Here is a 26,048-nt window from a genome sequence, read left to right on the forward strand (position 1 = left end):
TATGCTGGCATATGTTATTCGGCGGTTATGGCAGATGATTCCAACGATGTTGGGGGTAGTCTTACTTATTTTTATTCTTTTTAACTGGGTAGGTGGCGATCCTGCCTATATTTTAGCGGGCAAGATGTCTAATCCTGAGCAGATCGAAAACATTCGTAAGCAGTTAGGTGTCGATCAGCCTTATTACGTTCAGCTCTGGATTTTCATTAAACAAATACTGACTTTTGATTATGGTGCGAGTTGGAGTACTGGCGAACCTGTTTCTCAAATTATTTTAACCCGATTAGGACCTTCACTCACGCTTCTAATTCCACTGACTATTTTACAGACGGTTATTTCAATTATTTTGGCATTGGCTGTTGCCGCGGTACGTGGATCTCTAACTGACCGTATGGTCATGATGTTATGTACCATTGGCATGTCGATCAGCATCTTAGTTTACATTATCGTTTTTCAATATGTTCTGGCGTATCAGCTAAGTTGGTTTCCTGTGCAAGGCTGGAGCGACACCTTTACTGATAATTTATTTAAGTTTGCTTTACTACCAATTCTAATCATGCTGGTGGTGAGTATTGCCCCGACTTTACGTTTATATCGTAGCTTTGTGCTTGATGAAATTAATCAGGACTATGTTCGAACAGCACGGGCTAAAGGTGTGGGTGAAAGCCGAATCTTAGGTGTACATGTACTGCGTAATGCTTCAATTCCGATTATTACCGATGTGATGTCAACTTTACCTGCATTGCTCATAGGCGCATTTTTAATTGAACGTTTTTTTGGTATTCCCGGGATTGGTCGAGAAGTGATTATTGCAGTTGAGCGGAGTGATTTTCCTGTTATTAAAGCAATTACAGTTTACATCGCAGCTGCAACCATGATTTTTAACCTGATTGCCGATTTGGTCTACAAAGTGGTTGATCCACGTGTACAGTTGAAGTAGGTGGGCTATGCTGAGCGTTTTATCAAAAAGAAAACAACAAACAAAAGCCGAAGCTCATTCATCTGGCCTGTGGAAACTTGCCATGCGTCGTCTTCGGGCCGACAAGATCGCAATGTCATCGCTAGTGATTGTATTACTTTATTTTATTATCTTGGTTCTATCAATGACGGGCGTGATTGCATCTGACTGGAATAAAGAGGTAGCCGTAAGTTATGCACCGCCTACATTTATAGGGGCAGATAAGACAACAGATGCAGGGCAAAAGGCGGCAGCGATTGAGGAAGAATTACCAGAAAATCCAGTCGATCCTTTAAAAGATGTAATTAACAAGCTTAACGCTGAAATTAAACAAGAAAAGAGCTCTGGAAGTGCAATTGATTATTATGGTGTAGTTGACCCATTAGCCGATGATATGAAAGCGATCGATCAGCAACTTGGAGGACATTTACTTGATCAACAAGCAGAACTGAAAAGTACCCTTGTGTTTGGAGCTGATAAATGGGGACAGGACGTTTTAAAGAAAACTATTAAAGGTGCTGAAACTTCAATTATTGTTGGGGTGATATCGGCTTTACTTGCAGTAGGAATTGGTACACTTTTAGGCGCAATTTCTGGATATTTCGGTGGTTGGGTTGATGATATTCTCAACTGGTTTTATAACATTTTTACCTCAATTCCATATTTGTTATTAGTTCTCGCTATTGCTGCCGTACTTCAACAAAAAGGCATTCTATCTATTGTTCTGATTTTAGGTTTAACGGGCTGGACGGGTGTTTATCGATTAATTCGTGCTGAATATATGAAACACACTGCACGTGAGTACGTTCTTGCTGCCAAAGCAATTGGTGTTGGTCACTTCCGCCGTATGTTCATTCATATTTTCCCAAATGTCAGCCATATCGCTTTGGTCCAAATGTCAATTCTGGTGGTTTCTTTTATTAAATCTGAAGTTATTTTGAGTTTCTTGGGCTTCGGTGTGCCAGTAGGCGTAGTGTCTTGGGGGAGTATGCTAAATGAAGCACAAAGTGAACTTCTTTTAGGCAAATGGTGGCAGCTTGTAGCAGCCTCTGTCGCAATGGCTGTTTTGGTAACGGCATTTTCAATGTTTACTGATGCACTTCGTGATGCATTAGACCCAAAACTAAAATAAGAGGAAGGTCAAATGTTAGAACAAGAAAATAAGAATGCGCCGTTACTGCATGTTCAAAATTTACGAGTAAGTTTTAAAGGTGAAGATAAGCAATATATTGAAACCGTAAAAGGAATTACTTTTGATATTCCTGCAAATACTACGGTTGCTTTAGTGGGTGAGTCGGGGAGTGGTAAATCGGTTACTTCTTTGGCAACTATGGGATTGCTGCCTGTAGGTCAGAGTAAAATTGATGAGCAAAGTAAAATTATATTTGAAGGCAAAGATTTACTGAGCTTATCTCGTACAGAGATGCGTAAAATTTGTGGCAAAGATATTGCGATGATTTTTCAGGAGCCGATGTCATCATTAAATCCAGTTTTTACGGTTGGCAATCAAATTGCAGAAGTGTTGTGTTTGCATATGGGATTGAGCCGTAAACAGGCCCGACAACGCGTTTTAGAGTTGCTTAAAGAAGTAGGTATTCCTTCACCTGAAACTAAAATTGACGCTTATCCAAATCAACTTTCGGGTGGTCAACAGCAACGTGTCATGATTGCTATGGCGATTGCTTGTGAACCTAAACTGCTGATTGCTGATGAGCCGACCACTGCACTTGATGTTACGATTCAAAAGCAAATTATTGATTTGCTCGAGTCATTGCGTAAGCGCCGTCAAATGTCGATGCTTTTTATTACCCACGATTTAGCATTGGTTGGTGAAATTGCAGATAAAGTCATTGTAATGCGTCATGGCGAGATTAGAGAGCAAGGTGCTGCTGATCAGGTCCTTGAACAGCCTAAAGATGTATATACGAGAGCTTTGTTATATTGCCGCCCGCAAATGTCACAAAGACCTTATCGTTTACCAGTGACCAGCGATTTTATGCGTCAAGAAGACGATGTATTGGTCGAGCAAAGTTTTGATGCTTCAGAAATTCCCGAGCGCAAACGTGGCTTAAATGGTGATGAACAAATCATTTTAGAAGTAAAAGACCTGAAAAAAAGCTTTTATAGCCGTAAAGGTCTATTTGGCAAAGAAGAGTTTCAGGCCGTAAAAGGTGTTTCTTTTAAGCTGGCTAAAGGAAAAACCTTAGGATTAGTTGGTGAGTCAGGTTCAGGTAAAACGACTGTTGGGCTATTACTCATGCGCTTACATCAGGCATCTGGTGGGCAGGCTTTCATCGAAGGTAAAGATATTCTTTCATTAACTGAAAAAGAGTTTGCTAAATATCAACGGAAAATCCAGATCATCTTTCAAAATCCGTATGCGTCTCTTAATCCGCGCTTTACCATCGGGCAGATTTTATTAGAGCCTATGCAAATTCATAACATTGGTAAAGATCATGCTGAGCGCAAGCAAATTGCTCTCGGACTGCTTGAGCGAGTCAATTTACCTGAACAAGCTTACTACCGATATCCGTATGAGTTTTCAGGTGGACAACGTCAACGTATTGCCATTGCACGCTGTTTAACGCTAAAGCCTGAAATCTTAATTTGTGATGAATCTGTTTCTGCGCTCGATGTTTCAGTTCAGGCACAAGTACTTAATTTATTGCAAGACTTACAAGATGAGTTTGGACTAAGTTATATCTTTATTTCACATGATTTATCGGTCGTGAAATATATCTCTGATCAGGTTATGGTCATGAATCATGGCGAGGTTGTAGAAATAGCCAATTCAGATGAGCTCTATGCACATCCTCAACATGATTATACTAAACGACTATTACAGGCCATTCCTAAAGGGATTCAACACGTTTCATAAGCGTAAAGTTATGTCGTTAAGGGCACTTTCGAGTGCCTTTTTATTTGGTTTATGTGGTAAATGCTTATAAAATAAAAGAAGTAAATGTAGAGTATTTTATTCTTGCTATGTGCGCCAATTTTAAACCTTTAACGCTTGCCCAATTACAGCAACTTCAGTTGCCTGTGGTCGGCTTTAGCTATGCCGAAGAGGTTTATCCTGCAGGAACAATGCCACTATTATTCAAATCACCACAAGGGTTTGAATGGCGCGAAGTGATGTTTGGATTGGTTCCCAAATGGGCTGAAGATACTAACATAGCGAAACATACTTACAATGCCCGTCATGAAACGATTTTCCAAAAACCGAGTTTTCAAGAAGCTGCACTTAAATGTAAATTTGGTGTGATTCCAGTGACCGAATTTTATGAAAGTAAGTATATAAATGATAAGCCTGAGCGGTGGGGTGTACGCCGTAAAGATGGGCAGGCTTTTTTTATTGCAGCGATCTACGAAATTTGCAAAATGAATGAAACGATTATTCGTTCTGCAAGTATGTTGACCATGGACGCTATAGACCATCCAATGATGAAAGACTTTCACGAGCCAGGCGATGTTAAACGATCAGTTATTGTGATTCCACACGACCGACTAGATGAATGGTTAAGTTTAGAATCACCAGATATTTCCAGCTTTATCGAAGGTTTTCCAGTTGAAGAGTTTGAATGCTCTCATGTCCCAAAAGAAAAAATTATAAAACCTACACCTCAGTTAAGCATGTTTGACTAATCTATCTAAAATTAAGATGAGGTTATTGATGTCAAATTTGAATCAATAACCTATATGACTTATTCAATATTTTTACTTAATGTTTGTACCTCGGAATCTTCAGCTAAATAGCTTAATTCAATCGGTGAAATCACAAAAGTTGTATTATCTGAGGTCTGTTTAAATACAAAACCATATTCAAAAGATTGGCTATTTTTACTTGGTAACCAGAATAGATAAGGACAGCCTGTATAACTACCATCCCAACCCATTTCTCTAGCGAGAGCCAAAGCTGTATCAGATTTCGCTATGATTTCTTTGAGAGATTCTTTATCTCGTGTTGAAACATCACCATCATCATCTGCAAATGTTTGTAGAAACTCATTTAAGGGCTTAAGGTCTTCCCAGTTATGTTCTATTGTCGAGAAATGATATCCATATAGCATCATGTGCACTTTCTTCCATCTTGTTATTGTGTCCTTGAACATACCAAGAAATATATGAAAAGGAAATGGATAAATCTGATTTAAGTTGTTTATTTTTCATAACTTATAGATTGTTTTTTGTACGAAATAAAGGCTTTTATAAATAATATAATTATTCATATTAACTAAATAGCATAGGCGGAAAGCAACGGCCTAATGATTAAGATAAATGACTATTTTAGTAAATCAAACTGTTGGCGAATATGGAATTGTTCATAATTCACCTATAATAGAAGTGAAACTATGTAGAGCATATTTATGTTTATAACAACTACGCGCCCACAAGATAATTTAATTAATCAACTTTTGCCTATTTTGGAACAGGCGAGTCAGATTTTACTAGAAGAATATCAAAATTATTCTGCGGGTTATGAGTTTACTATTCATGAAAAGCAAGATGACTCACCTGTAACCCAAGCAGATCTAAAGGTAAATAGATTTTTACTAAAACATCTTGCAGAGATTACTCCAGAGTTGCCCGTATTGTCTGAAGAAAGTGATTATAGTGCCCGTCATGACTGGTCTACTTGCTGGATGTTAGATCCGCTTGATGGAACCAAAGAATTTATACATGAACGTGATGAATTTACGATCAATCTAAGCATCATCAACGGCAAAGAAACGGTTTTCTCAGTTATTGCCGTGCCATGTGAACAAGTTGTGTACTTAGGATATCTGCAAGATTTACCTTTTAAATATAGCTTTAGCCAACAACAATGGTATCAATATCAGGTTAGTTCAACTTCGCTAGATGCGCCCATACAAATAGGACTTAGTCACGGTAGTAAAAATCCAAAATACCAAAAATTTATTCAACCTATAGAAAAAGAACATCGCATTATTCGACGAGAAGCCGGTAGTGCCTATAAGTTTTGTATGATGTTAGAAGGTGAAATAGATATTTACCCACGCTTTCATCCTACTTCTGAATGGGATACCAGTTCTGGTCAAGGTCTCTTAGAAAGTATAGGCGGTGGTCTACTTACTCTGGATGGGAAACCTTTTGAATATAATCAAAGAAACACGGTTTTAAATAAGGGCTTTATCGCTTTTCGTGATCAGGAAAGCAAAAAAATAGCATTTGAAGCATTAGCCCAATCAGGTGTTATCGATTGAGAGTTATGCCAGACATGTTATAGTGGCAAAGTATTGAAAAAAGATGACAAGATAAAGATGGCACTCGATTTATTGCCTAAAAGTATGTTTGAAGCAATTGATTTATTGCCCGATGCTTCAACTCCTGTAACCTTATTTACGCGCCATTCTTTAAGAGAACTTGTAGATGGGCAGGGCTTGGCTGGTTATGATCTCCAACTTACTCCTCAAGGACGTGAGCTTGCGCAGGCATGGGGTAATTACTTAATTAAAAATACAGATCGTGTTATTCAGCATTGTATTTCAAGTCCAATACAACGCTGTGTCGATACGGCTGCGCTCATGATTGAAGGGGCTGACGATGTAAGTCCTCAATCAAATACTCATACAATTGAAATTATTGAGCAAGGGCTACTTGTTGAACCGGGTAGCTTTGTGTTGGATATACAACAAGCTGCTCCTTATTTTAAAAAGCAGGGTGCTTTAGGTTTTATTAATAGTTTTGTAAATAATGCATTACCTGGTATGAAACATCCCATTACGGGTGTTTTAGATGTACTAGAGCTTATTTACCGGACTCATCCAAAAACTAAAGGCGGTCTTAGTTTAGCCGTGAGTCATGACACGATTATTGCAGCAATTGTTGCTGTAATTTCTGGTGAGAATAAAATTAAGAAAGAAGACTGGCCGGAAATGATGGAAGGATTATTTGTCTGGTTTGAAGGTGAAGAGTTTCCAAATTGTAAATTAAAGTGGATTTGGAGAGGAAAGGCCTATGAGCTGAATGTAGCTAAATTTCATAAAGTGCTATAAGCTCAAAAACAATAGATAATAAAAAAAGCCCTATTGGGCTTTTTTTACATGTTCAAATTAGTTAGCTAACGCTTTAACTTGAGCATTTAAACGGCTCTTATGACGAGCAGCTTTATTTTTGTGGATGATGCCTTTATCAGCCATGCGGTCGATTACAGGAACAGCTTTTTTGTAAGCTTCTGTAGCAACAGCATAATCACCACCAGCGATTGCACTTAAAGTACGTTTGATGTAGGTACGAACCATAGAACGCAAGCTTGCGTTGTGTTTACGCGCTGTAACGTTTTGACGCGCACGTTTTTTAGCTTGAGCAGAGTTTGCCACTCTTGCACTCCTTGAAAATAAGTTGGTCTGGGCGGGCTGTGGTCAATTCAGTAAACTGGTGTAACCATCACCAGCCCGTAAACAAGTGCCATATTGTGATGAATCAACACCGTGAAGTCAAGCCTTGCGAGCATTTTAAGCGGTTTTAGGGGCTGCTAAAACGGTAAGAAAAGGTTAAATTTGATACAAACTTAAAGAGGGTTGGATAAAAAATGACTATAAGTACTAAAAAAGCAATTGTGATAGGTGCTACGGGACTTGTGGGTTTAGCGCTTGTCGAACAGCTTGAGCAAACTCCGGAATTTGAAGCGATTACTGTTGTGGTCAGAAAAGAATCACAACTACTTAATACATATAAAAAAGTTACTCAACTCGTTATAGAGGATTTTTTATTACTCAATGATGAAGATGTGAATGGCCATACCCATGCATTTAGCTGTCTTGGAACAACATTAAAAATGGCTGGTTCAAAACAGGCTTTTTACGCTGTAGATTATGAAATCAATGCTCATTTAGCAGATTTAGTGCAAGATAAACATATTCATCTATTGCTAGTGAGTGCCCTTGGAGCAAATGCAAATTCTCCAATTTTCTATAATAAAGTGAAAGGACAGTTAGAAGATTATATTGAGAGTCTAGAACTCGAAAAGCTATCTATTTTTAGACCGTCTTTACTGATCGGTAAACGCAGCGATGTACGGTTTATTGAAGACTTAGGGCAAAGTCTATTTAAACTTATCGAGAATAAATTTCAAAAGCCATTCAAATATAAGCCAGTAACTGCCGAGCAATTGGCTCATACGATGGTCGTAGCGGCGCTAACGCAAATTGAAGCCTTTAAACGATATGATAATCTGAGCATACAACAAACTCGATAAGGGAGTATTAAAGTGTCGACAGTACCATTTGTAACATGTGATTTATTAGATGATAACCCTGAAAAAGACTTACAGGTTGTAATCCCATCAATGGATGGCAAGTTCTTTCAAAGTTATGGAGCACGTAAAACTTTTGGGGGACAGGTTGTAACAGTAAAGTGCTTTGAAGATAACTCACGTGTAAAAGAGTTATTGGCAACAGATGGTACAGGTAAAGTATTAGTTGTGGATGGTGGTGCATCTATGCGCTGTGCACTCATGGGGGATTTGATTGCTGAATCAGCGGTTAAAAATAATTGGAATGGTGTGGTGATTTACGGTTGTGTACGCGATGTTGATGCACTTGCGACCTTAGATTTGGGAGTACATGCATTGGCTGCAATTCCACAAAAAAGTAATCGTAAAGGCATTGGTGAAGTAGATATTCCTTTGTATTTTGGTGGAGTCACAATTCAATCTGGTGATTTTATCTATGCTGATAATAATGGGGTTGTGATAGCAAAAGAAAAATTAGTCTAATTCTCTAATATAAAGGAAGGCATGATGGTGATTTATCAAATTAAAGTACTTCAAGCAGTTGTATCTGCAATTGCTGAAGGTGGTAGAGGTGTTTCAGGAACAGCATTTCCACAACAACCTGTAAAGGCTTTGAAATTATATGAATTTGAAGGTTCACCATTTTGCCGTCGTGTTCGTGAAGTGATTACACTTTTGAATCTGGACGTTGAAATTTATCCATGTCCTAAAGGTGGAACAAAGTATCGTTCAGTTGTAAAAGAAAAAGGCGGTAAATTACAGTTTCCATTTTTAATTGATGAAAATACTGGCGATCAGCTATATGAATCACAGGATATTATTCATCATTTATTTAAACATTATGGTAAGACAGGGAAAACGCCGCAGAAATTTTCGAGTTACCCAAACATGCCTTATGCTGCAGTTGCTGGAACTCTATTAAATGGAGCTCGCGGAATATGGATAAATAAAAAAATTGTTAATAGAGCTGCACCTGAACAAAAACTTGAGTTATGGAGTTTTGAAGCAAGTCCGTATTCACGAATTGTAAGAAGTCTACTCTCTGAACTTGAGCTTCCATATATTTTGCATAATGTAGCAAAAGAGAGATGGCAAGATATGGGACCTGCTATTCTTCGCTTAAAACCAGGGAAATATATACCTTTAGAAGGTGGAAAAAGGGAAAAGCTGTTGCCTATTATGCAAGATAAAATGCAGGTGCCGTATTTGGTGGATCCAAATACGGGAGTGAAGATGTTTGAGTCTGCTCAAATCGTAAAGTATTTAAAAAAGCAATATGGACGTTGATTAAGCTTAATCTGTGTAAGAGTTTAAGGCGTTTTGCTTAAGCTCTTATTAACATCAGATTTCTTAATAGGTTGTATGAAAAAAATATGAGTATGCTAAATTAATAAGCTTAAATACCTAAAAAGGCATATTTTATGGAATGTATGAGAATTCAACCTGTAACGAGTGCTCCTGGTGAAAATGCATTATTTATTGTATTGGGGCTAGCTCAAGGTGATTCTGTAATAGAAAAAGTAAAAGATTTTGCTGCTAATTTTTCAGCACTAACCAGAAGTCTAACTAACCGTTATCCAGATAGTAAATTTAATGCTACTTTAGGTTTTAGCTCCAATGCATGGGATATATTATTTCCAGAGCAATCCAAGCCTCAAGAGTTACAACCATTTCAAGAAATTAGAGGTCCGAAATACACGGCTGTTTCAACTCCAGGTGATTTATTTTTTCATATTCGTGCTGATCGTCAGGCCTTATGTTACGAGTTAGGCAATATAATTAATCAACAGCTTGGTAAAGTAACGTATCCAATTGATGAAGTTCATGGTTTTCGTTATTTTGACGGTCGTGCAATTATTGGCTTTGTGGATGGGACTGAGAATCCTGAACCTGTTATTGCAGCACAGTGGGCATTAGTAGGCGATGAAGACCCTGACTTTATCGGGGGAAGTTATGCTTTTATCCAAAAATATACACATGATATGGACAAATGGCGTTCATTAACTGACGAAGAGCAAGAAAAAGTGATTGGCCGTAAAAAGTTCAATGATGTTGAGCTCGGCGATGATGAAAAACCTTTAACTGCTCATAATGTCGTTAGTAAAGCTCATGACGCAGAAGGCAATGAACTTAAAATTATGCGAGCTAATATGCCTTTTTCTAATCCTTCTAGAAATGAATATGGCACATTCTTTATTGGCTACTCGCGTAAATTTAGTACAACCCGACAAATGCTTGAGAACATGTTTTTAGGCAATGAGCATGGTAACCTAGATCGGTTACTTGACTTTAGTACTGCTCAAACAGGTACTTTATTTTTTGTACCGACTATAGATTTTCTTGATGATTTAGGCGATGAATAATCTTTAATTTAGAAGACTCAAATGATGGGAGTGACTAGGTTACTTCCATTATTTAAATTGAAATAAATATGATGTGATGAAATGTTTAAAAAGATAACACAGCTTTTTCAAGGCTCGAAAGAGACACCTGAACAAATTTACTTGCAAGAGAATCAATTAAAATTTGATTCTGAACGTGGGCCTATCATTAATGATGTAGTGATTAATCAAAAGTGGTCAGAGCATCTTAAATATTTCTCAAACCGTAAATTACAGAATTTTGATAATCTTCAAAAGTTATTTCAAATTACGCCACAAATTAATGAAAAGATTGATCTAGAAATCGCAACACAGCGTTATGTTGCAAGATTGGAAAATAATCAAGAAAAGCTACTTCAACTCAAAGCGATTATACAAATTTTAAATCAATATTATGTTTTGTTTTTGCGTGATAAATAATCATAGTTGATTGATTAAAAAATATAAAAAGTAGGGCCAACTAGTAGTTTGATTTTCAAAAAAATAACTCATTTCACTAAAAACATCATGCTACTATTGAGCTCATATCTTCTTAGCTGATAAAAGCCATATACATGTTTCAACAAGAAATCTCTCAATTGAATTTACAACAGCTCAAAGCCGGTGAAAAGCGTTGGGTAGGGTCGTTATTAGGTTCATCTGCTGCATTATTATTCAAAGAAATTGCTGTTCAGCATTCGTCTTTGCTCGTTGTAGTAGCTCGAAATAACCAACATGTTGCTCAGTTAGAAAGTGAACTTGAATTTTATGGCATAAAACCGACAATTTTCCCTGATTGGGAAATTTTGCCGTATGACCGCTTGTCACCTCATCAAGATATTGTTTCAGAACGACTCGCGATTTTATCCAATATGCCGCAAAAAGGTGTATTGCTCATTTCAGCAAGCACTTTAGCTCAAAGAGTTGCACCATATTCTTGGGTTTTAGGTGAGCATTTTGATATACGTGTGGGGCAAAAATTTGATTTAGAACAACAGAAGCTACGTTTAGTACAAGCTGGATATCATTTAGTAGATACAGTTTACGACCATGGTGAGTTTGCTGTACGTGGCAGCATTATGGATATTTTTGCATCTGGTCAAGATGCACCTATCCGTATTGACCTATTTGATGATGAAATTGATACTTTAAAATTCTTTGATCCAGAAACGCAAAGAACCACCACAACTTTAAAAAGTTTTACAGTTCTTCCCGCGAAAGAGTTCCCATTAAAAGAAGCTCGTTCTATTTTCAGAGATCGTTATTCTGAACTTTTTCCGACCGCAAATCCTAAGAAAAACCCAATTTACCAAGATGTTCTTGATGGAATCGCATCTCCGGGAATTGAGTTTTATTTACCATTATTTTTTGATAAAACTTACATGCAATCTCAAAGCACACTCACAACGTACTTTCCAAATAATTGCATTGTAATTACAAATAATGATATTGATACTGATTTAACCAGTTTTTGGAAAGAAGTTTTCCGTCGCTATGAAGATAGACGTCATAACGCAGACCAGCCAATTCTCCCACCTGATGAATTATTTATTGCACCAAATAACTTACTAAGTGCTTTAAATCAGTTCCCACGTATGCTTGTGAGCGCTGAAGCAGTTGAAGAAAAAGCTGGGGCTCTAAATCTTAAGGTTGAGCAACCCCCTAAGTTGCCAGTTGATCCGAAAAAAGACAAACCATTTGCCGTAGTTAAAAAATATATTGATGAAGCAAATCATCCTGTTTTATTGGTTGCAGAAAGCGCTGGTCGACGAGAAAGTTTAAGAGATGGTTTGCGTGCTAGTCTGGGAGATATTCCTAGTGTAGATAGTTTTGAGCAATTTCAGAAAAGTCAGTTTGCGATTGCGATTACGAATGCGCCATTAGACCGTGGGTTGCTTTTAACTGATCAATTGTCTGTTATTTCAGAAAATCAGTTATATGAGCATCGGGTAGTCCAACGTCGTCGTAAACGTCAGCAAGAAGTTTCAGAAGAGTTCCTAATTCGTAGTTTGACCGAATTAAGCATTGGTGCTCCTGTTGTTCATATTGACCATGGTGTAGGGCGTTATGCTGGGTTAATTACTTTAGCAATTGAAGGGCAAGATTACGAGTTCTTGCAATTAGACTATGCTGAAGAGGCAAAAGTTTATGTGCCTGTGACGAATTTGCATCTTATTAGTCGTTACAGTGGTGGAGATCCGGACTTAGCACCATTACATAAAATAGGAACTGATGCGTGGAGTAAGGCAAAACGTAAAGCTTTAGAACAAATTCATGATGTCGCAGCAGAATTGTTACATATACAAGCACGTCGTCAGTCAAAACCTGGTTTTGGCTTTGAAGTCGATCAGTCACTTTATATGCAATTTGCAAGCGGGTTTGCGTATGAAGAAACACTTGATCAAGCCAATGCTATTGAAGCGACGCTTTACGATATGCAACAAGCTAAACCGATGGATCGACTTGTTTGTGGGGACGTTGGTTTTGGTAAAACAGAAGTTGCGATGCGTGCGGCATTTGTTGCGGTGCAAAATGGCAAACAGGTCGCTGTGTTAGTACCGACGACATTACTTGCTCAACAGCATTATGAATCTTTTAAAGACCGTTTTGCCGATTGGCCTGTTCGTATTGAAGTATTATCACGTTTTGGTTCAAATAAAACCCATACGAAAAATATTGAAGACCTTGCTGAAGGCAAAGTCGATATTGTGGTAGGCACCCATAAACTTTTACAAGAAAATGTGCAGTTTAAAGATTTAGGCTTAATGGTGGTCGACGAAGAGCACCGTTTTGGGGTGCGTGATAAAGAGCGTATTAAAGCATTACGTGCAGATGTAGATATGTTAACGCTTACAGCTACACCAATTCCTCGTACGCTTAATATGGCTTTTTCGGGAATGCGTGATTTATCTATCATTGCTACACCACCAGCCCGTCGTTTAGCTGTTAAAACCTTTGTACAAGAACATACTGAAGCGTCTATTAAAGAAGCGATCTTGCGTGAGTTACTGCGTGGTGGACAAGTATATTTCTTGCACAATGAAGTTGATACGATTGAGAGAGCAGCTGAAAATATTCGTGTGCTTGTCCCTGAAGCTCGTGTAGCTGTTGCACACGGACAAATGAGGGAAAGAGAACTTGAGCAAGTCATGCAACAGTTCTATCACAAAGAATACAATGTATTGGTATGCTCAACAATTATCGAAACCGGAATCGATGTTCCAAATGCCAACACTATTTTGATAGAAAGGGCCGACAAACTAGGTTTAGCTCAACTACACCAATTACGTGGCCGTGTAGGACGTTCACACCACCAAGCCTATGCCTATTTATTGGTTCCTTCGATAAAGCATTTAAAAGGTGATGCTGAAAAACGTCTAGATGCAATTCAACGTGCTTCAACTCTTGGTGCTGGTTTTATGCTGGCTACAGAAGATTTAGAAATTCGAGGCGCAGGTGAGCTTTTAGGTGAGCAGCAAAGTGGCTCAATGCAGGCAATTGGATATAGCCTATATATGGAAATGCTGGAAAAAGCTACTAAAGCGATTCAGCAAGGTAAAACACCGAATTTTGATGCGCCTTTATCATTAACTGCAGAAATTAATTTACACATTCCTGCACTGATTCCAGATGAGTATCTAGGTGACGTGCATCAGCGTTTATTATTCTATAAGCGTATTAGTAATACAGATACCCAAGAAAAGCTCGACAATATCCGTATGGAGCTTATTGACCGTTTTGGAGTTCCACCGCAATCAGTTAAACACTTATTTAGTGTTCACCAAATTCGACTGAAAGCTGAACAGCTGGGGATTACTAAGATCGATATTAATACGCAAGGTGGCAATATTGAATTCTCGCCTGATACACCTGTTCAGGCCATTAGTATTATTCAACTCATGCAAAAGCATCCAACCTATTATCGTATGGAAGGTGGTCAACGTTTAAAGGTTATGGTTCAGCTTGAAGAACAGGAAAAGCGGATCCAATTTATTAATGATTTGTTAGCGAAATTATTGAATGAATTACATGCTTAAATAGTGTTTTAAATTGATTTTCATTCCATATAAATTATTTGTATGTTGATAACAGAGTTTTATGCACGATTTCTCGGTCTGTTGGGATAATAAGTGCATAAAATCATTGTTATTTGTAATCAAACCAGACACTAGCAATACTCACATCAAAACTGATGTGATAGTATTAGCCATTATTGTTTATTGTCATTTATAAAAGATATGTTTAGTTTGCATCCACAACTTGCTCAAGATACTTTTTTTGTAGGCGATTTCCCGCTTTCAACATGTCGTTTAATGAATGATATGCAATTCCCTTGGCTGATTTTAATCCCTCGTGTGCCGGGAATCACAGAATTATATGAGTTGAGCCAAGCTGACCAAGAACAGTTTTTACGTGAATCAAGTTGGTTATCTAGCCAGCTATCTCGTGTATTCCGCGCTGATAAAATGAATGTTGCCGCTTTGGGAAATATGGTGCCTCAATTGCATTTCCATCATGTGGTACGTTATCAGAATGATGTTGCATGGCCTAAACCAGTATGGGGGACACCTGCGGTTCCTTATACAAATGATGTGCTGGCTCATATGCGTCAAACTCTTATGCTTGCGTTACGTGGTCAAGGTGATATGCCATTTGATTGGCGCATGGACTAAATCAATGCAATGCCACATTTATATGAATGTGGCTACATTGAGGTGTGGAGGATAGGGTGCAATTAGAGAGGTTTATCGATAGAGAGCCTAAGCAGTTTGCATATTTTCATCGTTTGATGGGATATTCAATTCTGTCATTAATTTTAGTGATCTATGCTTTTACCTCACCTAATACTAATTATCAGATCTATGTTCCACCTTTTTTCCTATTCCTACTTTTTATTAGTTCGAAGTTAGAACACTGGCTTCAGTACCAATTCGATAAAAAAACTCAAAAAAGTGTTTTCTTTGCAATCGATGCAATTGTTGTAGCCGTTACCTTAGCAGGTCTGCATCTTAATTTGGTGCCTACATTTATTGCACTCTTCGCATTATTTTATTCAGCAATTAATAGTCGTATTTCTTTCGCAGTCATTTGTTTGACCAGTTTGTTAGGTGCGATTATTTTTTATTTAAGTACTTTCTTTTTATTTGGTTTTTATACATATTTTGAGGCTACTAGCCAAGAATTGACTGTAATTACACTTCTTGGCTTGGTTATGTTTATTACTATTGGAAACTACTACCAGCATCGTTGGGTTAAAAAAATCAGTCAGCAGCGTCAACATTACTATGATCAAATGACCCGCTATATTGCTTTTGCTAATCAATTAAGTCGTTATGCGCCATTACAGTTATGGCAATCTATCATGCGCGGTGAGGCTGAAGCAAAGATTGAATATAAGCGTAAAAAAATGACGGTGTTTTTTTCTGATATTCAGGGTTTTACAGAGTTATCAGAAACTTTAATTCCAGATGATTTAGCATTCTTGCTTAATGATTATTTAAGTCATATGACAGAAATTGCTAAACAGTATGAAGCCACAGTCGATAAATTTATGGGTGATGCCATCCTCATATTTTTTGGTGATCCGAATTCACAAGGTGTGGAGCAAGATGCTAAAGCATGTGTAGAAATGGCAATCGCTATGCGTCAGCAAATGAAATTGTTGCGCGAGCGCTGGAAAAAAATGGGTTACTCAGCATTGCATATCCGGATGGGTATTAGTACTGGTTATTGCCACGTAGGAAATTATGGGGCAACCCATCGTATGGCTTATACGATTGTGGGGCGTGATGTGAATTTAGCGGCTCGTCTGCAATATGCTGCTGAAATAGATGAAATCTTAATTTCAGATGATACTTATCAATTAATCAAAAGTGATTTCCTGTGCGCACCTAAAACACCGATTTATCTAAAAGGTATTCAAGGTGCCGTAAAGACATGGCAAGTGATGGAGAAATATACAGGGAATAAGTCAGATCATCAGCAATGGTTTGATTATGAGTATAAAGGCTTTCACTTGGTACTTAATTTAGAGGAAGTACAAAACTATGAATATCCTGAACTGGTAGAAGTGCTTGAAAAAATGATTCAACGAATTAAAGTTCAACAAACTTTAGTGAATACTCAAGGTATTGCACAGTTAAGACTTGAAGATGAAGTTAAACCTTTAGAAATAGACCGGCAAGATCAGGTTTAGAGTTTATAAAACATAAAAAAAGCTGCTTTTAAAGCAGCTTTTTTATTAACACGATTAATGATTTTCTGAAGCGTGGTTGATTGTATATTTAGGGATCTCAATTTCTAAATCTTCATCAACAATTTTTACTTGGCATGAAAGGCGAGAATCTGGTTCAAGACCCCAAGCGCGATCTAAAAGATCTGCTTCAACATCATCCATTTCTTCTAGGCTATCAAAACCTTTGCGAACTACTACGTGACAGGTAGTGCAAGCACATGACATGTCACATGCGTGTTCGATTTTAATTCCTCGATCAAGCAAACTTTGGCAAAGATTTGCATTCTGTTCAACTTCAAATTCTGCACCTTCAGGACAAAATTGAGCGTGAGGAAGTACTTTAATGCGGGGCATATTGATCACCTATACCTTTAGTTTGAATTTGACCAATCTTCAAGTTTTGTACCTTTTAAGGCGTGGTCAATATGTCGATTCATACGTAGTGCAGCAAAAGCATCACTATGTACTTTAAGTTGTTCTACAGCTTTTTCAATTGCTTGAATATCATTGTCTTCAAGTTGTACTTTAAGCAAGTTTTCAGCGGCTTTAAGTGCTTCGAGCTGTTCATTATTGAGTAAATCAACATCCACTTTCAAAGCTTGTTCTAATGCTTCAAGCTCACGTTGGGCCTCAACTTTGGTTTCTTTTAAATGACGCAGATTTTTGTCTTCTTCTGCATGTTGGAAACCTTCAATTAGCAAGCGTTCAGTGTCAGACTCTGATAAACCATAAGATGGTTTAATATCAATTTGAGCTTGTACACCTGAAGTTGTTTCACGAGCTGAAACAGTAAGCAAGCCGTCTGCATCTACCTGAAAGGTAACTTCAATACGTGCTTGACCAGCAGTCATTGGAGGAATGCTATGAAGAACGAATCTTCCTAACGATCGACAGTGTTCGACTAGATCTCTTTCACCTTGAACTATATGAATCAGCATGGCAGTTTGGCCATCTTGATAAGTAGTAAACTCTTGGCGGCGAGCAACCGGAATAGCTGTATTACGAGAAATAAGACGCTCTACTAATCCACCCATGGTTTCTAAGCCAAGAGAAAGAGGAGTAACATCTAAAAGTAGTGAGCCGTCTTGGCTGTTTCCAATTAATTGATTGGCTGTAATAGAAGCACCAATCGCGACTACTTCATCAGGATTAATCGTGCAAAGTGGTTCTTGATTAAACACATTGCGAACTGCTTGCTGAACAGCATACGAACGGGTAGAGCCACCTACTAAAACAACATTTTGAATATCTGATAATTCAAGTTTTGCATCACGTAAAACGCGTTTGCAAACACTGATTGTTTTGTCTAAAGCAACTTGAATAATGCTCTCAAAGGTTGAGCGATCAAGTGTTAGTACATTTTCAAGTAGTTTTAACTGAACGGATTCTTGTGTAGAGAGTTGTTCTTTTGCTTGGCGAGCAGCAACAATAAATACTGCATAGTTTTCATCACTTAGCGTATCAATATTTAATTGTTTTTTAGCCCACTTAACAATGAGACGATCTAAATCATCACCGCCTAAAGCAGTATGACCACCTGTAGCTAATACTTCAAAGACACCTTGTGAAAAACGTAGGATTGATACGTCGAAAGTACCACCACCTAGGTCATAAATCACATAGTTATGATCTGTAGCTAAATTCGTTTCTTGATCTAAACCATAAGCCACAGCAGCAGCAGTTGGCTCATTTAGTAGACGTAATACATTTAAACCAGCCAGCTGTGCAGCATCGCGTGTTGCTTGGCGTTGTGCTTCATCAAAATAAGCTGGAACAGTAATTACGGCTCCATTTACTGGGTTTTGTAAGCTAGATTCAGCACGCTCTTTTAGTTGTTTTAAAATTTCAGCTGAAATTTCAACAGGCGTTTTACGACCAGAACGTGTCTCGAAAGCTGGCATCTCATTTTCAGAACCCACTAATTCATATGGGTGTTGAAATTTGATATCTGCTTTTGAGCGTCCCATGAAACGCTTTACAGAAACAATTGTATTTTTTGGATCAGCAATAATGAAAGGTTTTGCTTCTTCACCATAATGAGTGACATCATTTCCATAATGCACAATAGAAGGAAGAAGTCGTCTTTCTTTTTCGTCGTTAAGGACTTTTGGTTTGCCTGATAACACTGTCGCAACTAAAGAATGTGTTGTTCCTAGGTCGATACCAATCGCAATGCGGTGTTCATGTGGGGCACTGGATTGACCCGGTTCAGCAATTTGCAAAAGTGCCATGAGTTAAATCCTTTGAATATAAATTGGAAAAAGCAAATTAAAAATCATCGTCTAAATCAAAGTTGTCTTCATCATCCAACAGTTGATCTTCTGCTTTTTCAATATCGTTAAGAACGCGCTGAAAGAAACGTAATTTACGTACAGTATCTCGAGCTTCGCCCCAATCTTCATCTGAGTAGTCAATTTTAAATTCACGAACTAAGCCATCAATCCACTGAAAAACTTCTTGCTTAAGAGTACTTAAATGCTCTTGTGAAGTTGCTTCATCAAGTTGCTCACGAAGTTCTAGAGCTGATTGTAGGAACTCAAAATCACTAATGGATTGATCGAGGTGGTGATCTTGCTTTTTTAACGCTAATAGATAAGCAGCGCGGCTATCTACTTGCGAAAGTACTTTAAAAGCTTGATTGATTTCACTTGATTTGATCAATGCCTGATCTTTATCTTCTGCTTTATCTGGGTGATATTGCTGTTGCAAACTTAAGAAACTAGATTTTAAGCTCGCCAAATCGATATCGAGTTCTACGGGTAAATTGAACAACTCAAAATGATTCATTAGAAAGGAGGTCCACGTTAATTAAATACATTAAAACAGTGCTATAAAAAGTCACTGTTTTAATGAAAAGGATGGAAGGAGAAGAGGGCGTTATACAGTGAAAGACTCACCGCAACCACATTCACCTTTTTTATTGGGATTGTTAAATTCGAACCCTTCGTTAAGGCCATTCTTTACGTAGTCCATTTCTAAGCCTTCTAAATAGACAAGACTTTTTGGATCTACAAAAACCTTAACGCCAAATTGTTCGAAAACTTGGTCATGTTCATCGACAGAATCAACAAATTCGAGAACATAAGCCAACCCAGAACAACCAGAAGTTTTCACACCCACGCGAATGCCTTCACCCTTACCTCGATTTTTAAGGTAATTGCTAATATGAGTCGCAGCATTTTCAGTTAAATGAATCATGAAAACTCCAACGTTTACAATGGTAACAAATTAAGCTTTAGATTTTTTACTGCGGTAATCATCAATCGCAGCTTTAATTGCATCTTCAGCTAGTACAGAGCAGTGAACTTTTACTGGAGGAAGAGCAAGCTCAGTTGCGATATCAATATTTTTGATCGCTTGAGCTTCATCAAGAGTCTTACCTTTTAACCATTCAGTTACAAGTGAGCTTGATGCAATTGCAGAACCACAGCCATAAGTTTTGAAGCGTGCTTCTTCAATCACACCACTATCATTTACCTGAATTTGCAATCGCATCACGTCGCCACATGCAGGTGCACCCACCATGCCTGTACCAACATTTTCAGAGTTTTTATCTAAAACACCAACATTACGTGGGTTTTCGTAATGATCAATTACCTTTTCGCTATAAGCCATTTCGCTTCTCCAAACCTCGGGGTCAGCCTAATATTAATATGAGGGTTAAAACACTAATTTCAATAATTAGTGTTCTGCCCATTCAACTGTAGAAAGATCGATACCTTCTTTGTACATATCCCAAAGCGGAGAAAGTTCACGTAATTTCTCAACAGCGGCTTTGGTAATTGTAAGCACGTGGTCAATGTCTTCTTCAGTTGTGTATTTACCAAAACTAAAGCGGATTGAGCTGTGTGCTAGCTCATCAGATAAACCTAATGCGCGAAGAACATATGAAGGCTCTAAAGTTGCAGAAGTACAAGCAGAACCACTTGATACTGCAGCATCTTTAAGCGACATCATTAAAGATTCACCTTCAACAAAGTTGAAGCTAACGTTTAAATAGTTTGCAACGTTTTGAGTTGGGTGACCATTTAAGAACACTTGTTCAAGGTCTTGTAAACCGTTCCAAAGTTTGTCACGAAGTTTACGGAGACGCTCTTGTTCTGCATGCATTGTTTTGCCTGCAATTTCAAAAGCTTCACCCATACCAACGATTTGATGAGTAGCCAAAGTACCAGAACGCATACCACGCTCATGACCACCACCATGAATTTGTGCTTTTAGACGAACACGCGGGCTACGACGTACATATAATGCGCCGATACCTTTTGGACCATAAATTTTATGAGCCGAGAAACTCATAAGGTCAATTTTCATCGTAGATAAGTCGATATCAACTTTACCAGCTGCTTGTGCTGCATCTACGTGGAAAAATGTTTTGTTGGCACGTGTTAATTCACCAATCGCCGCTACATCTGTGACTGTACCAATTTCATTGTTTACCATCATAAGAGAAACAAGAATAGTATCTGGGCGAAGGGCAGCCTTAACCATTTCAGGAGTGATTAAACCTGTTTGTGGTTCTGGCTCTAAATAAGTAATTTCAAAGCCTTGTTCTTCTAATTCACGACAAGGATCTAGAACAGCTTTGTGTTCAATTTTACTTGTAATGATATGTTTGCCTTTAGATGCATAGAATTGAGCTACACCTTTAAGGGCAAGGTTATCTGATTCAGTTGCACCAGAAGTCCAAACGATTTCACGTGGATCAGCTTTAATTAAATTTGCTACTTGCTCACGTGCATATTCAACTTTTTCTTCTGCCTGCCAGCCATAAGCGTGGGAACGAGACGCAGCATTACCAAAGGTACCGTCGAAAGTTAAACACTCCATCATACGTTCTGCAACTTGCGGATCTACTGGAGTGGTTGCTGCGTAATCAAGATAAATTGGACGTTTCATATCAAATACCTGTACCCGATAAAAGAGCTGAATCTGTGCCAGTCACATTTTGGCGTAATGCAACAGTTTGAACGTTGTCTCGGCTAATGAGGTCGGCAAGAGAGATTTTTGCTAAATAGTCGGCAATATGATGAGAGAGTTCTTGCCATAAATCATGAGTGAGACACATTGCACCATTTTGGCAATTACCTTTATGGTCACAACGTGTTGCATCAACCGTTTCATTTACAGCTTCAATAATTTCTAACACAGTAATTTCATCAGCATTTCGAGCCAAATGGTAACCACCATTTGCACCACGAACACTAGAAACTAACCCATGACGCTTAAGTTTTGCGAATAACTGTTCTAAATAAGCAACTGAAATGGATTGGCGTGCGGCAATTTCGGCGAGCGTGATCGTTTGTTCAGTTGGCTGCAAAGCTAAATCAAGTAGAGCAGTCACTGCGTAGCGACCGCGAGTTGTAAGGCGCATGATTCGATACACATGTTAAGACTAGATAATAGGATTTTATGAATCCCGACTAAAATAGTCAAGTTTTTTTATTTTTAATTCAAGTGTAGGAACAAAATAGAAAAATAAATTAGGCAACCCACAAATTATATATGAAATAAACAATAAATATTAGGCTAATTATACCAAAGGAGAAGTTAATATTTCGTTGACGTCGTTGTAAGCGAGTAATTCGATTTTGATACTGTTTAATTTCCACGTGAAGGGAGTTGATCTCTGATCTTTGTTGATCAATTTTCTCAAGTAATGGAGCAATCCGTTTACGTGAAGCAAGGGTTTCAGCTTCATCATCTGAAGTGTTAAACCACTGTTTCCAGTCAACTAGCAATTTTGGAAGAGTTAAATGAGAAATTAAATCTAGAAGTTCCTTTTTCGTTTCCTCATCACCATCAATACGCATATTTTTAAGGCTGCGTTGGTTAGAAAAACCAAAAATTTTAATTAAATCGATAAGCGTACTATTGATCTCAAGATCAATACGTCTATCAAAAGAGTGAATATCGAATAACAAACCTTTTTCTGTAAATTGAACATAGAAGTCAAAGAAAGGTAAATAGCTATTAATACGAATCGTTGTTTTGTTCAAAATAAACTTTTTCGCTTGCAAGCGAAGGGCACCATCGTGGGTGAGAATAAATGAAAAAAAAGTTTCTAAAATAATTAGAACAATATTCAGCAACAGACGCGGATGTTTTTGTCTTTGTTGCGTTTCACTCATAAAAGTTTATCCTTAGAAATAGCAATTAACCGAAGAATGGGACATCCTATCCCAAACTTAACACAATGTCGTGTTAAATATATTTACATGACTTATTTGCTTTGTAGAACAGTTTTGTAAATGGATCAAGTCTTTACTTTGATATTATAGAAATATTTTGTGGTCAAATCAGTCATCATTTCTCTCATCTGATTAGGAGTTTAGATTAATGGATAATGCAAATACAGATACCCAGATAGAAGAGTCGGAAGAAAAAAATAAATTAAAATCAAAAAGTTCAAGAAAATCAGCTTTAGATTTTAGGAAGTATACTAAGCAAATTTGGCTAGCAGGACTTGGTGCTTTTTCACGTGCGGAAGAGGAGGGAAATAAGCTTTTTGATTCTTTGGTTAAAGTGGGTGAGGAGCTAGAATCAAAAACTGGAGACTTGGCAGACAATACAGTTGGCAAAGTCACAGAAAAAGCAAAAGAATCTGTATCTGAAACAAAAGACAGAGTAGAAAAGATTCTTGATACGAGTGTTAATCACTCTTTAAACCGTATTGGTTTGGTGACGCCGAAGGATTTGCAACACATCGAACAACTGCTCGTACAACTGCATATTAAGGTGGATGCTTTAATAGAAGAAAATCAACAGTTGAAAGCAAAATTGAATAAAAAGTAAAAAAATGTTGGGATTTAGCAAATATATAACAGTTTTTTAGCATTTATTTTTGCTAAAAGCCCTGCTCTAGTATTGCGTTTTCCCCTAAAGCATTGCTATAAAGGCGTCATGGCCTTTTAAACTATAGCCTTGGACCTTAAACAAACGATATTAAGAGGATGTTTTATTCATGAATAAATCAGAATTAATCGATGCAATTGCTGAAAAAGGGGGAGTATCTAAGACTGATGCAGGCAAGGCACTCGATGCGACAATTGCGTCAATTACTGAAGCACTTAAAAAAGGTGACACAGTAACTTTAGTTGGTTTTGGTACTTTCAGTGTTAAAGAACGTGCTGCACGCACTGGTCGTAACCCTAAAACTGGTGAAGAGCTTCAAATTAAAGCAACAAAAGTACCTAGCTTTAAAGCTGGTAAAGGTCTTAAAGATTCAGTAGCTTAATCTTTTAAGATGAATAAACGCGCCAATATAGGCGCGTTTTTTATTAAATATCTGAATTGACCAATATTGCTCATTCATTGATTGTGGTTTTTCAGTTAAAATTCTCCTCGAAATAAAATATTGGAATACTTATGGAATCGTTTCGTACAGTCATTAAGGGTTGGCTCGGCAAAGTCCTTCTAATTTTGTTTTTGACCCCTTTAGCACTTGTAGGTATTGAAGGATATTTTAATAGGGGAAACAAGGCTGATGTTGCTAAGACAGTAAATGGCCAAGAAATATCTAAAAAAGACCTTGAAACTTTAACTCAGTCTTACAAAGAACAATATTTAGCTGCTGTTAAAGGGGATGAAAGTTTACTTAATTTGCCTGTCATTCAGGCTAAGGCACTCGATATTTTGGTGTCACGTAATCTATTAATACAGCAAGCAGAAAAATTAGGTATCTCTTTGAGTGATGCTCAAATTGAGCAAATGTTAGCTCAGCAGCCTAGTTTGCAAGAGAATGGTCAATTCTCACAAAAACTCTATGAAAATTACTTACGTTCTATTGGCATGACGAGTCAGGGTTTAATAGCAAGCCTACGTCAAGATCATGCATTGAAAATGTTAACGTCAACGTTTGCTGATTACTCTTTAGTAAGCAAAGTTGATCTAATGCAAATTGCGAATTTGCAAACTGAACAACGTACGTTACATTTAGCTAGTATTAAATTAGATGCTTACAAAACAGGTTTAACGGCATCTAATCAAGAAGCTACAGATTACTATAACAAGCATCAAAATGAATTTAAGCAACAGGCTTCGGTTGATGTTGATTATGTTGTCTTATCTCCATCAATGATGGCTAAACCAGCTCCTGCAACTGAAGCTGAACTTCAGCAAGCTTATGCAAAGTTTGTTGAAACTCAGAAAAAAGATGCTAAACGAACTGTAAAGCATATTTTAATTACTACTGATGCTCGTGATGACGCAGCTGCTCAAAAACTTGCAAAAGAAGTTTATGCGAAAATTCAGGGTGGTCTTTCGTTTGCACAAGCTGCATCGCAGTTCTCTGAAGATCCTAGTTCAAAAGCAAAAGGTGGTTTAGTTGAAGCATATGCTCCAGGTGTTTTCTCGGATGCATTTGATAAAACTGTTTTAAGTTTGAAAAATGGACAAGTTTCGCAGCCAGTAAAAACACAATATGGTTATCATATTATTGAAGCAGAAACTCAAGCTAACCAAATCCCTTCATTTGAAGCTGAGAAAGCGCGTTTAACGGCTGAGGTTGAAAAGAATAAAGTTGCTACGGTTTATTCAGATGCCGTAAACAGTTTGAATGAAACAATTGTTGGTAATGATTCTTTAGAAGCTGTTGTACAAGAAGTAAAAGGTGCAAAAGTTGAATCATTGAATGGTGTAACTTTAGCAACTCAAAACCCATATTTAAGTGATCCAAGTGTCAAAATTAAGTTATTTAATGATGATGTGAAAAATGGTGACCGTAATGCATCATCTAATATTCAATTAGCAAATGGTGATACGGTATGGGTTAAAGTGCGTGATTACCACGCAGCTGGTGTAAAACCATTAGCGCAAGCGATGAATGAAGCAAAAGCCAAAGTTATCGATGCGAAAGCGCGTAAAGCAGCCCAAGCAAAAATTGCTACCATGTTGACTGAGTTTAAAACTCAACCAGCAGAACAAGTAGTTGCTAAAAATAAAGTCGCATTTGAATCAGCTGGCGTATTTAGTCGTTCACAGGGTTTAAAGCGTGAAATTGAACGTGCAGCATTTAGTTTAGCTACCCCAAAACCGGGTATGTGGTCTGTTACAACAGCAAACTTGCCAAATGAGCTGGTAGTCGTTGCAGTTTCAAATGTAAATTCATCAGCCGCTAATGCTATTCCTGCTGATCAATTACAACAGCTAAAACAACTTTATCGTCAATCTCGTGGTCAACAAATATTGGAAGATTACAGCCAATATTTAAAATCACATGCAAAAATTAAATAATAATTT

At 37.7% G+C, this 26,048-nt stretch carries 27 protein-coding genes; 17 read left to right on the forward strand and 10 right to left on the reverse strand.

Going from position 1 to position 26,048, the window contains the following annotated elements; translation table 11 throughout:
• The first annotated feature begins 1 nt into the window (after position 1).
• The 4 genes from J663_RS11910 (at position 2) to J663_RS11925 (ending at position 4,603) form a co-directional block, all read left to right on the forward strand.
• Positions 2-940 carry an ABC transporter permease gene (locus J663_RS11910; RefSeq protein WP_000881922.1) on the forward strand — a complete coding sequence of 313 codons (939 nt, stop codon included), beginning with the start codon at positions 2-4 and terminating at the stop codon, positions 938-940.
• A gap of 7 nt (positions 941-947) precedes the next feature.
• Positions 948-2,090: an ABC transporter permease gene (locus J663_RS11915; protein WP_033849902.1), complete on the forward strand. Its 1,143-nt coding sequence runs from the start codon at positions 948-950 to the stop codon at positions 2,088-2,090.
• 12 nt (positions 2,091-2,102) lie between these two features.
• Positions 2,103-3,836, forward strand: coding sequence for an ABC transporter ATP-binding protein (locus J663_RS11920; RefSeq protein ID WP_033849905.1), 1,734 nt, complete (start codon positions 2,103-2,105; stop codon positions 3,834-3,836).
• 107 nt (positions 3,837-3,943) lie between these two features.
• Complete coding sequence (locus tag J663_RS11925; protein WP_031944137.1) at positions 3,944-4,603, forward strand: SOS response-associated peptidase family protein; 660 nt, start codon at positions 3,944-3,946, stop codon at positions 4,601-4,603.
• Positions 4,604-4,662: 59 nt separating this feature from the next.
• On the opposite strand, the gene J663_RS11930 is transcribed toward J663_RS11925, so the two are convergent.
• On the reverse strand, positions 4,663-5,031 hold the full coding sequence (locus tag J663_RS11930; RefSeq protein WP_005069482.1) for a hypothetical protein: 369 nt from the start codon (positions 5,029-5,031) through the stop codon (positions 4,663-4,665).
• A gap of 294 nt (positions 5,032-5,325) precedes the next feature.
• On the opposite strand from J663_RS11930, the gene J663_RS11935 reads away from it, so the two are divergent.
• Together J663_RS11935 and J663_RS11940 are read left to right on the forward strand one after the other, a co-directional pair.
• Complete coding sequence (locus J663_RS11935; protein ID WP_033849907.1) at positions 5,326-6,183, forward strand: 3'(2'),5'-bisphosphate nucleotidase CysQ family protein; 858 nt, start codon at positions 5,326-5,328, stop codon at positions 6,181-6,183.
• A 57-nt stretch (positions 6,184-6,240) separates the two neighbouring features.
• Positions 6,241-6,975 carry a histidine phosphatase family protein gene (locus J663_RS11940; RefSeq protein ID WP_002117975.1) on the forward strand — a complete coding sequence of 245 codons (735 nt, stop codon included), beginning with the start codon at positions 6,241-6,243 and terminating at the stop codon, positions 6,973-6,975.
• 57 nt (positions 6,976-7,032) lie between these two features.
• Here the strand turns inward: J663_RS11940 and rpsT are convergent, their stop codons facing one another.
• Positions 7,033-7,299: a 30S ribosomal protein S20 gene (rpsT, locus tag J663_RS11945; protein ID WP_002117906.1), complete on the reverse strand. Its 267-nt coding sequence runs from the start codon at positions 7,297-7,299 to the stop codon at positions 7,033-7,035.
• 212 nt (positions 7,300-7,511) lie between these two features.
• On the opposite strand from rpsT, the gene J663_RS11950 reads away from it, so the two are divergent.
• The 8 genes from J663_RS11950 to J663_RS11985 all read left to right on the forward strand — a co-directional run bounded on the left by J663_RS11950 (position 7,512) and on the right by J663_RS11985 (position 16,769).
• Positions 7,512-8,177, forward strand: coding sequence for an NAD(P)H-binding protein (locus J663_RS11950; protein ID WP_017399521.1), 666 nt, complete (start codon positions 7,512-7,514; stop codon positions 8,175-8,177).
• A gap of 12 nt (positions 8,178-8,189) precedes the next feature.
• Entirely contained in the window at positions 8,190-8,696 is a 507-nt protein-coding gene (gene rraA / locus J663_RS11955; RefSeq protein WP_033849910.1) for a ribonuclease E activity regulator RraA, read from the forward strand.
• Between the two features lie 21 nt (positions 8,697-8,717).
• Positions 8,718-9,500: a glutathione S-transferase N-terminal domain-containing protein gene (locus J663_RS11960; RefSeq protein WP_081404724.1), complete on the forward strand. Its 783-nt coding sequence runs from the start codon at positions 8,718-8,720 to the stop codon at positions 9,498-9,500.
• Positions 9,501-9,643: 143 nt separating this feature from the next.
• Positions 9,644-10,576 carry a Dyp-type peroxidase gene (locus J663_RS11965; protein WP_081404739.1) on the forward strand — a complete coding sequence of 311 codons (933 nt, stop codon included), beginning with the start codon at positions 9,644-9,646 and terminating at the stop codon, positions 10,574-10,576.
• Positions 10,577-10,657: 81 nt separating this feature from the next.
• Positions 10,658-11,014, forward strand: a complete 357-nt coding sequence (locus J663_RS11970) for a hypothetical protein (protein ID WP_033849914.1) — start codon at positions 10,658-10,660, stop codon at positions 11,012-11,014.
• A 134-nt stretch (positions 11,015-11,148) separates the two neighbouring features.
• Positions 11,149-14,610: a transcription-repair coupling factor gene (mfd, locus tag J663_RS11975; RefSeq protein WP_033849916.1), complete on the forward strand. Its 3,462-nt coding sequence runs from the start codon at positions 11,149-11,151 to the stop codon at positions 14,608-14,610.
• 201 nt (positions 14,611-14,811) lie between these two features.
• Positions 14,812-15,246, forward strand: a complete 435-nt coding sequence (locus J663_RS11980) for an HIT domain-containing protein (protein ID WP_002117900.1) — start codon at positions 14,812-14,814, stop codon at positions 15,244-15,246.
• A 56-nt stretch (positions 15,247-15,302) separates the two neighbouring features.
• On the forward strand, positions 15,303-16,769 hold the full coding sequence (locus J663_RS11985) for an adenylate/guanylate cyclase domain-containing protein (RefSeq protein WP_033849918.1): 1,467 nt from the start codon (positions 15,303-15,305) through the stop codon (positions 16,767-16,769).
• A 54-nt stretch (positions 16,770-16,823) separates the two neighbouring features.
• On the opposite strand, the gene fdx is transcribed toward J663_RS11985, so the two are convergent.
• The 8 genes from fdx to J663_RS12025 form a co-directional block, all read right to left on the reverse strand.
• Complete coding sequence (fdx, locus tag J663_RS11990) at positions 16,824-17,162, reverse strand: ISC system 2Fe-2S type ferredoxin (protein WP_009387062.1); 339 nt, start codon at positions 17,160-17,162, stop codon at positions 16,824-16,826.
• A gap of 17 nt (positions 17,163-17,179) precedes the next feature.
• The gene (gene hscA, locus J663_RS11995) at positions 17,180-19,039 is read right to left on the reverse strand and encodes a Fe-S protein assembly chaperone HscA (protein ID WP_033849922.1); all 1,860 of its coding nucleotides are present in this window, start codon (positions 19,037-19,039) and stop codon (positions 17,180-17,182) included.
• A gap of 37 nt (positions 19,040-19,076) precedes the next feature.
• A complete protein-coding gene (gene hscB, locus J663_RS12000) occupies positions 19,077-19,595 on the reverse strand; it encodes a Fe-S protein assembly co-chaperone HscB (RefSeq protein ID WP_002117921.1) in 519 nt (172 codons plus the stop codon).
• Positions 19,596-19,685: 90 nt separating this feature from the next.
• Positions 19,686-20,006: an iron-sulfur cluster assembly protein IscA gene (iscA, locus tag J663_RS12005; RefSeq protein WP_002117986.1), complete on the reverse strand. Its 321-nt coding sequence runs from the start codon at positions 20,004-20,006 to the stop codon at positions 19,686-19,688.
• A gap of 30 nt (positions 20,007-20,036) precedes the next feature.
• Positions 20,037-20,423: a Fe-S cluster assembly scaffold IscU gene (iscU, locus tag J663_RS12010; protein ID WP_002117907.1), complete on the reverse strand. Its 387-nt coding sequence runs from the start codon at positions 20,421-20,423 to the stop codon at positions 20,037-20,039.
• A 66-nt stretch (positions 20,424-20,489) separates the two neighbouring features.
• Entirely contained in the window at positions 20,490-21,707 is a 1,218-nt protein-coding gene (locus J663_RS12015; protein ID WP_002117998.1) for an IscS subfamily cysteine desulfurase, read from the reverse strand.
• A 1-nt stretch (position 21,708) separates the two neighbouring features.
• On the reverse strand, positions 21,709-22,182 hold the full coding sequence (locus tag J663_RS12020) for an Rrf2 family transcriptional regulator (RefSeq protein WP_002117915.1): 474 nt from the start codon (positions 22,180-22,182) through the stop codon (positions 21,709-21,711).
• A 109-nt stretch (positions 22,183-22,291) separates the two neighbouring features.
• Positions 22,292-22,939 (reverse strand): hypothetical protein, encoded by a 648-nt coding sequence (locus J663_RS12025; RefSeq protein ID WP_005076210.1) that lies wholly within the window; start codon positions 22,937-22,939, stop codon positions 22,292-22,294.
• A 208-nt stretch (positions 22,940-23,147) separates the two neighbouring features.
• On the opposite strand from J663_RS12025, the gene J663_RS12030 reads away from it, so the two are divergent.
• The 3 genes from J663_RS12030 to J663_RS12040 all read left to right on the forward strand — a co-directional run bounded on the left by J663_RS12030 (position 23,148) and on the right by J663_RS12040 (position 26,042).
• Positions 23,148-23,603 (forward strand): phasin family protein, encoded by a 456-nt coding sequence (locus J663_RS12030; protein ID WP_005069443.1) that lies wholly within the window; start codon positions 23,148-23,150, stop codon positions 23,601-23,603.
• A 169-nt stretch (positions 23,604-23,772) separates the two neighbouring features.
• Positions 23,773-24,045: an HU family DNA-binding protein gene (locus J663_RS12035; protein ID WP_001043034.1), complete on the forward strand. Its 273-nt coding sequence runs from the start codon at positions 23,773-23,775 to the stop codon at positions 24,043-24,045.
• A 131-nt stretch (positions 24,046-24,176) separates the two neighbouring features.
• A complete protein-coding gene (locus J663_RS12040; RefSeq protein ID WP_032056987.1) occupies positions 24,177-26,042 on the forward strand; it encodes a SurA N-terminal domain-containing protein in 1,866 nt (621 codons plus the stop codon).
• Positions 26,043-26,048: the final 6 nt, after the last annotated feature.

Origin of the sequence: Acinetobacter sp. 826659 (genome assembly GCF_000588515.1) — a bacterium.
Lineage (GTDB): Bacteria > Pseudomonadota > Gammaproteobacteria > Pseudomonadales > Moraxellaceae > Acinetobacter > Acinetobacter pittii.

What these genes read in the sequence shown, in the direction of transcription:
- J663_RS11910 (WP_000881922.1), top strand. Translation starts at nt 2, where the DNA reads ATGCTGGCATATGTTATTCGGCGGTTATGGCAGATGATTCCAACGATG.
- J663_RS11915 (WP_033849902.1), top strand. Translation starts at nt 948, where the DNA reads ATGCTGAGCGTTTTATCAAAAAGAAAACAACAAACAAAAGCCGAAGCT.
- J663_RS11920 (WP_033849905.1), top strand. Translation starts at nt 2,103, where the DNA reads ATGTTAGAACAAGAAAATAAGAATGCGCCGTTACTGCATGTTCAAAAT.
- J663_RS11925 (WP_031944137.1), top strand. Translation starts at nt 3,944, where the DNA reads ATGTGCGCCAATTTTAAACCTTTAACGCTTGCCCAATTACAGCAACTT.
- J663_RS11930 (WP_005069482.1), bottom strand. Translation starts at nt 5,031, where the DNA reads ATGATGCTATATGGATATCATTTCTCGACAATAGAACATAACTGGGAA.
- J663_RS11935 (WP_033849907.1), top strand. Translation starts at nt 5,326, where the DNA reads ATGTTTATAACAACTACGCGCCCACAAGATAATTTAATTAATCAACTT.
- J663_RS11940 (WP_002117975.1), top strand. Translation starts at nt 6,241, where the DNA reads ATGGCACTCGATTTATTGCCTAAAAGTATGTTTGAAGCAATTGATTTA.
- J663_RS11950 (WP_017399521.1), top strand. Translation starts at nt 7,512, where the DNA reads ATGACTATAAGTACTAAAAAAGCAATTGTGATAGGTGCTACGGGACTT.
- J663_RS11960 (WP_081404724.1), top strand. Translation starts at nt 8,718, where the DNA reads ATGATGGTGATTTATCAAATTAAAGTACTTCAAGCAGTTGTATCTGCA.
- J663_RS11965 (WP_081404739.1), top strand. Translation starts at nt 9,644, where the DNA reads ATGAGAATTCAACCTGTAACGAGTGCTCCTGGTGAAAATGCATTATTT.
- J663_RS11970 (WP_033849914.1), top strand. Translation starts at nt 10,658, where the DNA reads ATGTTTAAAAAGATAACACAGCTTTTTCAAGGCTCGAAAGAGACACCT.
- mfd (WP_033849916.1), top strand. Translation starts at nt 11,149, where the DNA reads ATGTTTCAACAAGAAATCTCTCAATTGAATTTACAACAGCTCAAAGCC.
- J663_RS11980 (WP_002117900.1), top strand. Translation starts at nt 14,812, where the DNA reads ATGTTTAGTTTGCATCCACAACTTGCTCAAGATACTTTTTTTGTAGGC.
- fdx (WP_009387062.1), bottom strand. Translation starts at nt 17,162, where the DNA reads ATGCCCCGCATTAAAGTACTTCCTCACGCTCAATTTTGTCCTGAAGGT.
- hscA (WP_033849922.1), bottom strand. Translation starts at nt 19,039, where the DNA reads ATGGCACTTTTGCAAATTGCTGAACCGGGTCAATCCAGTGCCCCACAT.
- hscB (WP_002117921.1), bottom strand. Translation starts at nt 19,595, where the DNA reads ATGAATCATTTTGAGTTGTTCAATTTACCCGTAGAACTCGATATCGAT.
- iscA (WP_002117986.1), bottom strand. Translation starts at nt 20,006, where the DNA reads ATGATTCATTTAACTGAAAATGCTGCGACTCATATTAGCAATTACCTT.
- iscU (WP_002117907.1), bottom strand. Translation starts at nt 20,423, where the DNA reads ATGGCTTATAGCGAAAAGGTAATTGATCATTACGAAAACCCACGTAAT.
- J663_RS12015 (WP_002117998.1), bottom strand. Translation starts at nt 21,707, where the DNA reads ATGAAACGTCCAATTTATCTTGATTACGCAGCAACCACTCCAGTAGAT.
- J663_RS12020 (WP_002117915.1), bottom strand. Translation starts at nt 22,182, where the DNA reads ATGCGCCTTACAACTCGCGGTCGCTACGCAGTGACTGCTCTACTTGAT.
- J663_RS12025 (WP_005076210.1), bottom strand. Translation starts at nt 22,939, where the DNA reads ATGAGTGAAACGCAACAAAGACAAAAACATCCGCGTCTGTTGCTGAAT.
- J663_RS12030 (WP_005069443.1), top strand. Translation starts at nt 23,148, where the DNA reads ATGGATAATGCAAATACAGATACCCAGATAGAAGAGTCGGAAGAAAAA.
- J663_RS12035 (WP_001043034.1), top strand. Translation starts at nt 23,773, where the DNA reads ATGAATAAATCAGAATTAATCGATGCAATTGCTGAAAAAGGGGGAGTA.
- J663_RS12040 (WP_032056987.1), top strand. Translation starts at nt 24,177, where the DNA reads ATGGAATCGTTTCGTACAGTCATTAAGGGTTGGCTCGGCAAAGTCCTT.